This is a genomic window from Streptomyces roseochromogenus subsp. oscitans DS 12.976, from assembly GCF_000497445.1.
Taxonomy (GTDB): Bacteria; Actinomycetota; Actinomycetes; order Streptomycetales; family Streptomycetaceae; genus Streptomyces; species Streptomyces oscitans.
This window is the reverse complement of sequence record NZ_CM002285.1, coordinates 7,981,456-7,994,051: the sequence shown is the minus strand read 5'-3', so window position 1 is coordinate 7,994,051 and position 12,596 is coordinate 7,981,456. Positions and strand designations below refer to the sequence as shown.

The 12,596-nt window shown below is 70.7% G+C and carries 13 protein-coding genes and 1 pseudogene; 1 reads left to right on the top strand and 13 read right to left on the bottom strand.

The window, feature by feature from the left end:
• The 5 genes from M878_RS84280 to M878_RS84260 all read right to left on the bottom strand — a co-directional run.
• The coding region (locus M878_RS84280; protein ID WP_209445664.1) for an HAD hydrolase-like protein at positions 1 to 281 on the bottom strand (281 nt) is incomplete at its 3' end.
• A 62-nt stretch (positions 282 to 343) separates the two neighbouring features.
• Complete coding sequence (locus M878_RS84275) at positions 344 to 1,414, bottom strand: ABC transporter ATP-binding protein (protein ID WP_031226688.1); 1,071 nt, start codon at positions 1,412 to 1,414, stop codon at positions 344 to 346.
• Between the two features lie 5 nt (positions 1,415 to 1,419).
• Positions 1,420 to 2,241 carry an ABC transporter permease gene (locus M878_RS84270; RefSeq protein ID WP_023552132.1) on the bottom strand — a complete coding sequence of 274 codons (822 nt, stop codon included), beginning with the start codon at positions 2,239 to 2,241 and terminating at the stop codon, positions 1,420 to 1,422.
• Positions 2,226 to 3,125 carry an ABC transporter permease gene (locus M878_RS84265; protein ID WP_023552131.1) on the bottom strand — a complete coding sequence of 300 codons (900 nt, stop codon included), beginning with the start codon at positions 3,123 to 3,125 and terminating at the stop codon, positions 2,226 to 2,228. Before M878_RS84265 ends, M878_RS84270 begins: the two co-directional genes overlap by 16 nt.
• A complete protein-coding gene (locus M878_RS84260) occupies positions 3,122 to 4,282 on the bottom strand; it encodes an ABC transporter substrate-binding protein (protein ID WP_023552130.1) in 1,161 nt (386 codons plus the stop codon). The genes M878_RS84265 and M878_RS84260 overlap by 4 nt, the downstream gene beginning before the upstream one ends.
• A 206-nt stretch (positions 4,283 to 4,488) precedes the next feature.
• On the opposite strand from M878_RS84260, the gene M878_RS84255 reads away from it, so the two are divergent.
• Positions 4,489 to 5,229 (top strand): GntR family transcriptional regulator, encoded by a 741-nt coding sequence (locus M878_RS84255; RefSeq protein ID WP_023552129.1) that lies wholly within the window; start codon positions 4,489 to 4,491, stop codon positions 5,227 to 5,229.
• 152 nt (positions 5,230 to 5,381) lie between these two features.
• Here M878_RS84255 and M878_RS84250 read toward each other — a convergent pair whose 3' ends face one another.
• The 8 genes and pseudogenes from M878_RS84250 to M878_RS84220 all read right to left on the bottom strand — a co-directional run.
• Positions 5,382 to 5,834: an Lrp/AsnC family transcriptional regulator gene (locus M878_RS84250; protein WP_023552128.1), complete on the bottom strand. Its 453-nt coding sequence runs from the start codon at positions 5,832 to 5,834 to the stop codon at positions 5,382 to 5,384.
• A 27-nt stretch (positions 5,835 to 5,861) separates the two neighbouring features.
• Complete coding sequence (locus tag M878_RS84245; RefSeq protein ID WP_023552127.1) at positions 5,862 to 7,349, bottom strand: amino acid permease; 1,488 nt, start codon at positions 7,347 to 7,349, stop codon at positions 5,862 to 5,864.
• Between the two features lie 367 nt (positions 7,350 to 7,716).
• A complete protein-coding gene (locus M878_RS84240) occupies positions 7,717 to 9,159 on the bottom strand; it encodes a GuaB1 family IMP dehydrogenase-related protein (protein WP_023552126.1) in 1,443 nt (480 codons plus the stop codon).
• 132 nt (positions 9,160 to 9,291) lie between these two features.
• Positions 9,292 to 9,663 (bottom strand): barstar family protein, encoded by a 372-nt coding sequence (locus tag M878_RS84235; RefSeq protein WP_023552125.1) that lies wholly within the window; start codon positions 9,661 to 9,663, stop codon positions 9,292 to 9,294.
• A complete protein-coding gene (locus M878_RS49595; protein ID WP_078630473.1) occupies positions 9,660 to 10,151 on the bottom strand; it encodes a guanyl-specific ribonuclease in 492 nt (163 codons plus the stop codon). The genes M878_RS84235 and M878_RS49595 overlap by 4 nt, the downstream gene beginning before the upstream one ends.
• A gap of 217 nt (positions 10,152 to 10,368) precedes the next feature.
• Entirely contained in the window at positions 10,369 to 11,412 is a 1,044-nt protein-coding gene (locus M878_RS84230) for a sugar-binding transcriptional regulator (protein ID WP_023552123.1), read from the bottom strand.
• A gap of 90 nt (positions 11,413 to 11,502) precedes the next feature.
• A complete protein-coding gene (rpe, locus tag M878_RS84225) occupies positions 11,503 to 12,189 on the bottom strand; it encodes a ribulose-phosphate 3-epimerase (protein ID WP_023552122.1) in 687 nt (228 codons plus the stop codon).
• Between the two features lie 130 nt (positions 12,190 to 12,319).
• A pseudogene (locus tag M878_RS84220) lies at positions 12,320 to 12,596 on the bottom strand (rRNA cytosine-C5-methyltransferase); the annotation flags it as partial.

Sequence of the window (12,596 nt, the reverse complement as noted above, 5' to 3'; positions counted from 1 at the left end):
ACCAGGGCGGCGGGGACACCGGCGGCGGCCAGCGCGTCCAGCAGGTCCAGCGCGCCGGGCCGGGGCACGATCCCGGTGCGGACGCGGTCGGCGAACTCGCGGTGCAGGCCGGCCGCGAGGTCCGCCTCGGGCCGTCCGGTCGCCGCGGCGAGCCAGGCGGCGGTGTGCTCGACCGGTCGGCCGAGCACGTCCCGCTGGTCGTCCTCGGTCAGCGGGCGGCCGGCGACCTGCTCGACCGCCTCCCACCACAGCCGCTCGGTGTCGACGAGGGTGCCGTCCATGTCGAACAGGACGGCCTGCAGCGGGCGTTCGGAGGTGTGGGGGGTCACGTTGTTGTCGTTCCTCACTTCTGGATACGTTCGGCCACCAGCACCGGGCGTTCGGGCAGCGACACGCTGACCGGGGCTCCGGCGCCGAGCCCGGTGGCCTCGTGCGCGGGCAGGTCGGCCTTGGCCTCGGTGCCGTCGGCGAGCCGTACGGTGACCCGGACGACCGCGCCGAGGAAGGCGGTGGCGACGACGCGGGCGGTGCCCTGTTCGTCGGCGCTCACCCGGAGGGACTCCGGGCGCACCAGTACGTCCACCGGGCCGTCCGGCACCTCGCCGTCGGCGGGCAGCCGCTGCCCGAGCACCTGGACCGTGCCGTCGGTCAGCGCGCCCGGGATCCGGCTCATCGTGCCGACGAACTCGGCGACGAAGGCGGTCGCGGGACGGCCGTACAACTCGGCGGGTTCGGCGCACTGTTCGAGGCGGCCGGCGCGCATGACGGCGACCCGGTCGGCGACCGACAGGGCCTCCTCCTGATCGTGTGTCACAAACAGCGTGGTGATGCCCAGTTCCTGCTGGAGCCGGCGGATCTCCTCGCGCAGGGTGAGCCGCACCTTGGCGTCGAGGGCGGACAGCGGCTCGTCGAGCAGGAGGACGCGCGGGCGCAGGGCCAGGGCGCGGGCCAGCGCGATGCGCTGCTGCTGGCCGCCGGAGAGCTGGTGCGGGTAGCGCTCGCCCTTGTCGGCGAGACCGACCAGCTCCAGCAACTCGGCGGCACGGGAGCGCCGTTCGGCCGTACGGGCACCGCGCATACGCAGCCCGAAGGCGACGTTGTCGACGGCGTTCAGATGCGGGAAGAGGCTGTACGACTGGAAGACCATGCCGGCGTCGCGGCGGTGGGCCGGGACCTGCGTGACGTCCTCGCCGTCGACCAGCACGGCGCCGGAGTCGGGGTGTTCGAACCCGGCGAGCATGCGCAGCGCGGTGGTCTTGCCGCAGCCGGACGGGCCGAGCAGGGCCAGGAACTCCCCCGGGCGGACGGTGAGGTCGAGTCCGTCGAGGGCGACGGTGGCCCCGAACTCGCGCCGGAGGCCCCGGAATTCGACGGTCGCGGCCTTTTCAAGGGTCTCGGTCAGGGTGGCGGTCATGGTGGTCATCCCCGGGAAGAAGCGGTTCGGTTGCGTCCGCCGCCGGCACCGGCGAGCGCGAGGAGCAGGGCCCAGGTGACGAGCAGGCTGAGCACGGACACGGCGACGGACATCTGGGCCTGTTCGCCGCCGACGTTGTAGATCCACACGGCGAAGGGCGCGTAGCCGAGCAGATGGGAGACCGTGAACTCGCCCAGGACCAGGGCCAGCGTGAGGAAGGACGCATTCAGCAGGGCCCCGCGCAGATTGGGCAGAACGGCCTGCAACAGCGCCTGCGGCCAGGAGGCGCCGCAGCTGCGGGCGGCCTCGACGAGGGTCCGTACGTCGATGGCCCGCAGGCCGGCGTCCAGGGCCCGGTAGACGAACGGCAGGGCCATCACGACGTAGGCGAGGACCAGTACGACCGGGAAGTTCTGGTTCTGGATCACCACGAACGTCTCGAACAACGGCGTCTGGGAGAGATGCTCCGGGCCCCACTTCAGCACGGTGGCGATGCCGGCGACGAACGCGATGGGCGGCACCACCAGCGGCAGCGAGCACACCACCTCCACCACCGGGCGCAGCCGGGGCGCGCCGAGCCGCAGCGCGACCACGGCGGGCACCATCAGCAGCAGGACGGCCGCGATGGTGGCGACGGCCAGCTCCAGCGAGAGCAGCAGGCTGGAGAGGAAGCCGTCGGCGGAGAGGATCTTCGTGTAGGCGTCGAAGCTGACGCCCTGGCCGGGCACGTCCACCGTGAAGATCACGGAGGCGGCGAGCGGCACCAGGAAGTACAGGGCGGCGAGGCCGAGGACGACCCACCGCCACGGGGTCAGGCGTCGAGCCATCGCGCGCTCCGTCGCTGAAGGGGCAGGTACACGGCCATCACCAGGCCCGCCACCAGGACCATGTCGAGGCTGAGGGCGAGGGCGACGTTCTCCTGGCCGACCAGGACGTTGCCGGACAGGGCGTCGGCGATCTGCAGGGTGACCAGCGGGACCGCGCTGCCGACCATGGCGGCGGCGGTGGCGTAGGCGGCGAAGGCGCTGCCGAACAGCAGGACCAGGCCGCCGAGCAGCGAGGGCGCGAGCACGGGCAGGGCCACGTGCCGCCAGTACTGCACACCGGTGGCGCCGTTGTTCAGCGCGGCCTCGCGCCACTGCGCGCGCAGGCCGTCCAGCGCGGGGGTGATGGTGAGGACCATGAGCGGGATGAGGAAGTACAGGTAGACGAGGACCAGGCCCCAGAAGCTGTAGAGGTCCCAGCCGCTGTCCTTCAGGCCCAGGTGGACGGTGAGGACGCCCGCGTTGCCGAGGGTGGCGACGAAGGCGAAGGCCAGCGGGACGCCGCCGAAGTTGGCGAGCACCCCGGAGGCGGTCAGCACGGCCTCGCGCAGCCAGCGGGAGCGCGAGCTGACCACGGCCTGTGCGAGCGGCAGCCCGAGCAGGGCGCCGAGCGCGGCCGAGATCGCGGACAGCTTGACGCTGCCGAGCAGTGCGGTGAGGTACGGGCCCTGCAGCGAGGCCGTCAGGTTGGCGCCGGTGTAGTGGGTGGCGCCCGTGGTGGCGTCGTCGACCGAGAAGGCGCCGTTCACGATGGCGACGGCGGGCAGGCCGAAGGCGATGGTGACGAAGACCAGCAGCGGTACGACCGCCAGCCAGCCGGGGGCGCGGCGCCGCCGCTTCGCCGAAGCGACGGGCGCCACGTCCGTACGCGGGAGGGCGGTGGTCATCCGGAGACGGCCTTACCCCAGCCCTGGGCGATGACCGTCTTGGCCTTGCTCTGCTGGTCCTCGGTCGGGAAGGAGGGCGTGCCGGTGACCTTCGGCAGCTGGGCGGCGGCCGTCTTGTCGAGGGTGCCGGCCTTGTCCATGGTGGCCATCAGGGCCGGGCGGGCGTAGCCCTGGAGCCACAGGTTCTGGCCCTCGGTGCTGTACAGGTACTCCTGCCACAGGCGGGCGGCCGCGGGGTGCGAGGCGTCCTTGTTGATCGCCTGGGAGTAGTACTGGGCGTACTGGCCGTCGCTCGGGATGACGACCTTCCAGTCGAGGCCCTTGGACTTGAACTCCTTGGCGTAGCCGGCGTTCAGGTAGTCCCAGTCGATGGAGATGGGCGTCTCGCCCTTCTCGACGGTGGCCGGGGTGGACTCGACGGGCGTGTAGTTGCCGCTCTTCTTCAGCTTGGCGAAGAAGTCCAGGCCGGGCTGGATGTTGTCGAAGGAGCCGCCGTTCGCGAGGGCCGCGGCGTAGACGCCGCCGAAGGCGGAGCCGGACTTGGTCGGGTTGCCGTTGAGGGCGACCTGGCCCTTGTACTCGGGCTTGAGCAGGTCCTTGAAGCTGGTCGGGCACTCCTTGACGCGCTTGTCGTCGCAGCCGATGGAGATGTAGCCGCCGTAGTCGTTGTACCAGCGGGCCTGCGGGTCCTTCTGGGCCTCGGGGATCTCGGTGTAGGAGGCCACCTTGTAGGGCGCGAGCAGACCCTGCTGGGCGGCGCTCAGCGCGAAGGAGGAGCCGAGGTCGAGGACGTCGGGGGCGCGGTCCTGGCCCTTGCGGGTGGTGACGGCGTTGATCTCATCCTGGCTGGTGCCGTCGGGGCTCTCGTCCTCGATCTTGATGCCGTACTTCTTCTGGAAGCCGTCGATGAGGGCGCCGTAGTTGGCCCAGTCGCGGGGCACCGCGATGATGTGCAGCGTGCCCTCCTTCTTGGCCGCCTTGACCAGGGCGTCCATGCCGCCGAAGTCGGCTGCGGAGGTGGCGGTGGCGGCGGTCTTGCCGTCCTTGGTCTTGGTGGACGCGTTGTCGGGGGCGGCGCCGCAGGCGCTCAGCGCGAGCGCGGCGACGACGGCGAGGGAGCCGCCGAGCACGGCGTTTCTCGGCAGGGACACGATCACGGTCTCTCCAGGGGGACGCATGAAGGAGGGAGGGAGAACTTGTCTGAACAAGTTGGCCTCAGTACGCCGGTCTCGGGTGTCCTGATCGTAAACATCGGCGAAACACCAGGCCCTGTTTCCCTGCACACTTCCGACTGACACGGATCACCAAGGTGCGTCGATTAGGCTGGTCACGCTGTGCACAGAGACCCGAGCAGAGGGGAAGCATGACGGCGCGACACGAGGAGATCGCCGACGAACTGCGGCGGGCGATCGACCGCGAGGAGTACACGGTCGGCAGCCGTCTGCCCTCGGAGGCGGAACTCGCGACGCACTACGGCGTCTCACGCGGCACGGTCCGCCAGGCCGTGGCGGCCCTGACCTCCGAGGGCCTGATCGGCTCCCGCCAGGGCGCCCGGCGCGTCGTGCTCGCCAGCCGGCGCAGCCAGAGCTTCGAGGAACTGCGCAGCTTCGCCCAGTGGGCCCGCGCGATGGGCCGCGAGGCCACGGGTCATGTGGTGACCCAGGAGTACCGCCCGGCCACCCACGAGGACGCGATTCGCCTCCAACTCCCCATCGGCACGCAGGTGTTGCATGTGCTCCGGGTCCGCGGCCTGGACGGCGAACCGGTGCTGCTGGAGCGCACGGTGTACGCCGACTGGATCTCCCCGGCGGTGGAGTCGATCGAGCCGGAGTGTCCGTCGGTCACGCAGCGGCTGTACGACGACACGGGGCTGGTCTTCGCCTACGGCGAGCATGTGATCGACGCGGTCGCCTGCGGCGCGCAGGACGCCGAGTTGCTGGGGGTCCGCCGGACGAGTCCGCTGCTACGGGTGCGGCGGGTGACGACGACACGCGAAGGCCGACCGGTGGAGTGGTCCGACGACCGCTACCGCCCGGATGCGGTGAGCTTCAGCGTGCGGAACTCCATAGGCAGCAACTCGCTGGCGCGGAAGACCGCGGAGTAGAGCTCGGGGCGCAATGCCGTCTGCCGGGTTACGGGTGCGTCGTGGTTTCTCGTGCAGTTCCCCGCGCCCCTGAGGGTGCCGCGGTCGAGCATGCTTGAAGGGGCGCGAGGCTGTATCGATATGCGGCTCCGCCGCGTGGCTGGAGTCCGCCCTTACCCCGGCGCCCCGGAGGAGAAGCGCCGCAGCAACGGCGAAAGCACCAGCACCGACTTGGTGCGCTCGACAAACGGCTCCCCGGCGATACGCTCCAGCACCCGCTCGAAGTGCCGCATGTCAGACGCGAAGACCTGCGCGATCGCGTCCGCGTCGCCGGTGACGGTCGACGCGGCCACGACCTCCTGATAGCGCTCCAGCCCCCGCTGGATGGTCTCCGGCGAAGTGTTGCGCCGGCAGTAGATCTCGATGTACCCCTCGGTCTCCCAGCCGAGCGCCGCCGGGTCCACCCGGACGGTGAATCCGGTGATCGCTCCGGTGGCGCGCAGCCTGTCCACGCGCCGCTTCACGGCGGGCGCGGACAGTCCGACCAGCTGCCCGATGTCCGCGTAGGAGCGGCGGGCGTCCTCGGCGAGGGCGTGCACGATGCGTTCGTCGAGATCGTTCAGCACAGGGGGTGGTTCACTTCTTCGGTTCGGTCACTTCTCTGCCGTCGCCGCGAGTTCCGCACCGGTCGCGAGACGGGAACGGCGGTAGCCGTATACGAAGTAGAACACGAGCCCGACGGCCATCCAGACACCGAACACGATCCACGTGACGGTCGACAGGCTGCCCATCATCCAGATGCAGAAGGCGAAGCCCAGCGCGGGCAGCACCGGCGACAGCGGAACGCGGAAGGTGCGGTTCATGTGCGGGCGCGTCCGGCGCAGCACCACGACCGCGACGTTGACCAGCGCGAAGGCGAACAGCGTGCCGATGCTGGTGGCGTCCGCCAGCTGGCCCAGCGGGATCGCGGCGGCGAGGACACCGCAGAACAGGGAGACGATCACCGTGTTGGCGCGGGGCGCGCCGGTCTTGGGGTGGACCTTGGCGAAGATCTTGGGCACCAGGCCGTCGCGGGACATCGCGAACAGGATGCGAGTCTGTCCGTAGAGCACGGTCAGAACGACGCTCGCGATGGCGATGACGGCACAGAAGGCCAGCAGGGTGCCCCAGAAGCTCTGCCCGGTGACGTCCTTCATGATCTGGGCGAGCGTGGCCTCGGAGTCGCCGAAGCTGCGCCACGGCTTGGCACCGACGGCGACAGCCGCGACCAGTACGTACAGGGCGGTCACGATGACCAGGGACAGCATGATCGCGCGGGGCAGGTCGCGCTGGGCGTCCTTGGCCTCCTCACCGGCGGTGGAGGCGGCGTCGAAGCCGATGTACGAGAAGAACAGCGTGGCGCCGGCGCCGCTGACGCCCGCCATGCCGAGCGGCATGAAGTTCGCGTAGTTGCCGGACTTGAAGCCCATGAAGCCGATCGCGCAGAACAGGATCAGCGCGGCGATCTTCACGCACACCATGATGGTGTTGGCCCGCGCGGACTCCTTGGCGCCGCCGAGCAGGAACACCATCGCGAGGATCACGACGATCAGGGCGGGCAGGTTGAAGATGCCCCCGTCGCCGGGCGGAGCCGCCAGGGCGGTCGGGATGGTCACGCCTATCGTGCCGTCCAGCAGCTCGTTGAGGTACTCGCCCCAGCCGACGGCCACGGCGGCCACCGAGACGCCGTACTCCAGCAGCAGACACCAGCCGCAGACCCAGGCGATCAGCTCGCCCATCGTTGCGTATGCGTACGAGTACGAGGAGCCGGAGACCGGGATGGTGCCCGCCAGCTCGGCGTAGGACAGGGCCGAGAACAGCGCGGTGAGACCGGCGATCACGAAGGACAGGGTGACGGCCGGGCCCGCCTTGGGGACGGCCTGGCCGAGGACGACGAAGATGCCGGTGCCGAGCGTGGCACCGATGCTGATCATGGTCAGCTGCCACAGCCCGAGGGAGCGCCGCAGCGAGCCTCCCTCGCCCTGGCCGCCCTCCGCGACCAGGCGTTCCACGGGCTTGCGCCGCATGAGGCGCGCGGCGACGCCCGGGGGCACGGGGGCGGTCGCTGTGCGGTCGTGCGGGGGTGCGCCTTGATCGAGCACTCGCTGGCTCCTTAATCCTGCCGGTCATTGCGGACGGGGACCGGCGGCAGCCCTGCGAGGGCAGGAACCCACCGAGCGGGGTCCCCGCCACGCCACGTACAGACGAGCACCCTATGAGCCAGGCCTTCACGGGCGTAATGCAGCAACCTTGCGCGTCCCCGGATGATCATTGCGTTCATCCGACCGGAATGACAAATCGTTGCGCACGGGCTGTCGACCGTTGCACGGCGACCTCACCGCCACCTTTGTCCAGATAAGTGAGAGGGAGGCCTCCGGATGTCTGAAAGCAGACGTCCGGATACGCCAGCGGCCCCCGTCCCTCCCGACCGGGGAGGAACAGGGGCCGTTCAGGACGACGTTTCGCCGGTCAGCTCCAGCTGGCGTGCAGCGGCTTGCCCTCGGCGTAGCCGGCGGCGCTCTGGATGCCGACGACGGCCTTCTCGGCGAACTCCTCCAGCGAGCCGGCACCGGCGTAGGTGCAGGAGGAGCGGACGCCCGCGATGATCGAGTCGATCAGGTCCTCGACGCCCGGGCGAGCCGGGTCGAGGAACATACGGGAGGTGGAGATGCCCTCCTCGAACAGCCCCTTGCGGGCGCGGTCGTAGGCGGACTCCTCGGACGTGCGGTTGGCCACCGCACGCGCGGAGGCCATGCCGAAGGACTCCTTGTAGGCGCGCCCGTCGGCGTCGTGCTGGAGGTCGCCGGGCGACTCGTACGTACCCGCGAACCAGGAGCCGACCATCACGTTGGACGCGCCGGCCGCGAGGGCCATGGCCACGTCGCGCGGGTGCCGGACGCCACCGTCGGCCCACACGTGCTTGCCGTACTTCCTCGCCTCGGCGGCGCACTCCAGGACGGCCGAGAACTGCGGCCGGCCCACGCCGGTCATCATGCGCGTGGTGCACATGGCGCCGGGGCCGACACCGACCTTGATGATGTCCGCGCCGGCGTCGATGAGGTCCTTGACGCCCTCGGCGGAGACGATGTTGCCCGCGACGATCGGCACCTGCGGGTCGAGGGCGCGCACCAGCTTGATCGCGCTGATCATCGACTCCTGGTGGCCGTGCGCGGTGTCGATGACGAGCGTGTCCACGCCCGCGTCGAGCAGCTGCTTGGCCTTGCCCGCGACATCGCCGTTGATGCCGACCGCGGCGGCGATGCGCAGCTTGCCCTGCGCGTCGACGGCCGGGGTGTACAGCGTGGCGCGCAGGGCGCCCTTGCGGGTGAGGATGCCGGCCAGCTTGCCGTCCTTGTCGACGGCCGGGGCGTAGCGCCGGTTGTGGTGGTCCAGGGTGTTGAAGGCTTCGCGCGGGTCGATGTCCGCGTCGAGGAGCAGGAGGTCCTTGGACATGACCACTTCGAGCTGCGTGAAGCGGTCGACGCCGGTCAGGTCCGCGTCGGTGACGACGCCGACGGGCCGCTGCTCCTCGTCCACGACCACACCGGCGTTGTGGGCCCGCTTGGGCAGCAGCGCGAGCGCGTCGGCGACCGTCTGGTGCGGGGCGAGGACGATCGGTGTGTCGAGCACCAGGTGGCGGCTCTTCACCCAGGAGACGACGTCGGTGACGACGTCGATCGGGATGTCCTGCGGGATGACCACCAGGCCACCGCGGCGGGCCATGGTCTCGGCCATGCGGCGGCCGGCGATGGCGGTCATGTTGGCGACGACGAGCGGGATGGTGGTGCCCGTGCCGTCCGGCGAGCTGAGGTCCACACCCTGACGCGAGCCGACCGCGGAACGGCTCGGCACCATGAAGACGTCGTCGTACGTCAGGTCGTACGCGGGCTGGATGTCATTGAGGAAACGCACGTGCTGCTCATCCCAGTCGTTCAGAAGTGGCCCCCGGACAGGTGTGCCAGGGGGAAAGAGCACGTACTTCATTGTCCCATGTCCGGGCCGATGTCACGCCCCGACGGAACATCCAGGGTGAGCGCCGATCACCTAGGAGGATCCTCCAAGGCGCGAATGACCCAGGGCCAGTACGACGGCCAGCGCGGGCGTCCGGTCCACCGCCTCGGCGAACACGTCCTGAGCCGTCCGCCACTCGCCCGGGTTCGCCTCGGCGTACGGCTGCCAGCCCTGGACGACGATGAGCATCCCCTGCTCGACGGCCCCCTCGGGCCATACGGTGTGGTCGGAGAGGGAGTCGACCAGCGCGTCCCAGTTACGACCGAACCAGTCGGGCAGCGCCAGCGCCCGCGCGGCGCGGTCCATCAGCCCGGCCTTGTCGCTGACGCCGTCGAGGTCCAGGGCGACGACATGCCGCCCTGCGAGATCTGCCGCGTCTGCCGGCCTCGTCGGCTCTTCACTCATCTCAGCACCGCCCGGAACGTGTTGTAGTGATCACCGGTGTAGTAGATCTCCCCGCCCTGCCCGGTGACGATGCGCCGGGCCCCGCGATCGCGCGAGCCGGGTGTCCTGACCGTGTACTCGTGGTAGTAGCCGCGCTGATGCCTGGGCAGCCGGCCCTCGAAGTTCCCGAAGACGACCCCGTCCTTGGCGTACGGGAAGGGCCCGCCCTTGTCGATGAGGCCAAGCGTCCTTTGGGCCTCGGCCGGGAGCTGGTCCTCCCTGACCGTGCCCATCCCATGGGCCCACGCCGGCACGGACACACGCGCACCGCCCGGGCTGGCCCCACCGCTGGCTCCGGACCCGGCCCCGGACGAACATCCCGCGAGAAGTACGGCAACGACGACAACCAGCAACCCGACGAGCGCACGGGGCAGCTTCAGGGACCGTGCGGGGGTGGGGGACGGTGTGAGGGACCGTCTCGGCACATGGGGGACCAACCGTGGCAGCATGCCGACGATGCTGCCACGCCCTGCCGCGACCCGGCTCGTCACAGCCCGCCCGGACAGGCCTCGGCTCGCCGCACCCCTTGCCCCGGCCCGCCTCGGCTCACCGCGCCCTTCGCAAGCCCCCCTCGACTCACCTCACCCCTCGCCCGGCCCGCCTCCGCTGATCACGGCCGCCACGGCGCACCGTGAGACGCGCCCCACGACCCCGCCGCGAGGCCCCTCAGATGCCGTCCGGGTCCGCTCGGCTCAGGGCCGGTTTCGGGGTGGGACCGGCTGTCATCAGGTAGTCCGCGGCCGAGGTGTCCGTGACCAGGCTGGTGACCAGGCCGGAGCGCAGTACCGCGTCGATCGCGGACGCCTTGCGCTGCCCGCCTGCGATCGCCACGACTTCCGGGACACGGCGCAGCTGGTCGGCCTTGACCGTGATGCACCGCTCCCCCAGGTCCCGCCCGATCCGGCGCCCCTCGGCGTCGAAGAGATGCGCCGCCATCTCGGCGGCCACGCCGAGCGAGGCGTAGTGCGCCCGTTCCTCGTCGCTGAGCATGTCGTGCACCGTCGAGATGCCCGGCTCCCAGGAGCCGATGGAGACACAGGCGACCGTGACCTTGTCGAAGTACTCGAAGGCCCGGGCGATCCCGGTCTGGTTGCGCAGCGCCGCCGCGGTGGCCGCGTCCGGCAGCAGCATCGGCGCATAGATCGGATGGGCGTCGCCGCCCGACACCTGGGCGGCGCGGCGCACCGCCTCGACCGAGCCGCGCTCCGAGGTACCGGCGTCGTACACACCCGTCAGCTGCACGACCGTGCACGGCGGCAGCCGGTCGAGCGCCGCCGCCATGTGGATGGTGGACCGGCCCCAGGCCAGCCCCAGCACGTCCCCCTCGTTGACGAGCTCGCCGAGCAGGTCGGCGGCGACCTCGCCGAGGTTCTCGGGGTCGGGGGTCTCCTCGGCCTCGGCCGGGGACTCGACCACTACGGCGTGCCGCAGGCCGTACCGGGCGCGGAGCGCGTCCGAGCGCTCGGCGTCCAGCTCGGCCGGGACACGGATCTCGATGCGTACGAGATCCCGTTCGAGAGCCGTCTCCAGGACCCGGGCCACCTTGAAGCGGCTGACGCCGAACTCCTCCGCGATCTGGATCTTGGACTTGCCCTCGAGGTAGAAGCGGCGGGCCATGGCCGCCGCCTGCACCAGCTCAGCGGGTCCCATCCGCATGGCTGACCGGCCCGCCGACATACCCGACACGGCGATCTCCTCACTGCTGTTCACACTCTGGATTCGCCGTTCATCCTTGCAGATTCGGCGCTACGGATCTGCCCTGATAGGGGCCGTTCACTTAACCGTTCACGTAGCCGTGGCTCAGTGGTCGCATGCCCAGGATGCCTTGGCGGTCGCGGCCTCCGCCTGTGCGCGCAGGGCACGCACCGCCTCCGCAGGGTCCTGCGCCCCGTACACGGCCGAGCCGGCCACGAACACGTCCGCTCCCGCGTCCGCGCACCGCTCGATCGTCGAGGCCGAGACACCGCCGTCCACCTGGAGCCACAGCTGCAGGCCGTGCTTGCCGATCAGCTCACGGGTGCGGCGGATCTTCGGCAGCATGATGTCGAGGAACGCCTGGCCGCCGAAGCCGGGCTCGACCGTCATGATCAGCAGCATGTCGAGTTCCGGAAGCAGGTCCTCGAACGGCTCGATCGGCGTCGCAGGCTTGAGCGCCATGGAGGCGCGGGCGCCCTTCGCGCGGATCTCCCGGGCGAGCCGGACGGGCGCGGCGGCCGCCTCCACGTGGAAGGTGACGGAGGAGGCGCCCGCCTCGACGTACTGCGGCGCCCAGCGGTCGGGGTCCTCGATCATCAGGTGGCAGTCCAGCGGGGTGTCCGTCGCACGGGCCAGGGACTCCACGACCGGCACGCCGAGCGTGAGGTTCGGAACGAAATGGTTGTCCATGACGTCGACATGGAGCCAGTCGGCGCCTTGGACCGCCTTGGCCTCCTCCGCGAGGCGGGCGAAGTCGGCGGACAGGATGCTGGGGTTGATCTGCACGGCCATGCGACAAGACTGCCATGCCGCTGCGCTTGGCTGTGACGGCGGTCCTTACAGGTTGTGCTTCGTCTGCGGGCCGTCGAGGGCTGCTCGCGCAGTTCCCCGCGCCCCTGAGTTGGCTGCCCCTGGCGGCATTTCAGCCAGTCCGCCGGATGAGCGCCAGGTACATCGCATCCGTGCCGTGCAGATGCGGCCACAGCTGTACGTCCGGACCCTCGCCGAGCGCCGGGACGCCCGGCAGCAGCGGGCGGGCGTCGATCAGCTCCGTCTCCGGGCGCTGCTTGAGGATGTCGGTGACGACCGCGCGGGTCTCGGCGAGATGCGGCGAGCAGGTCGCGTAGCCGACGATCCCGCCGACGCGTACCGCGTCGAGCGCGGTGCGCAGCAGGGCGCGCTGCAGCGGCGCGAAGCTG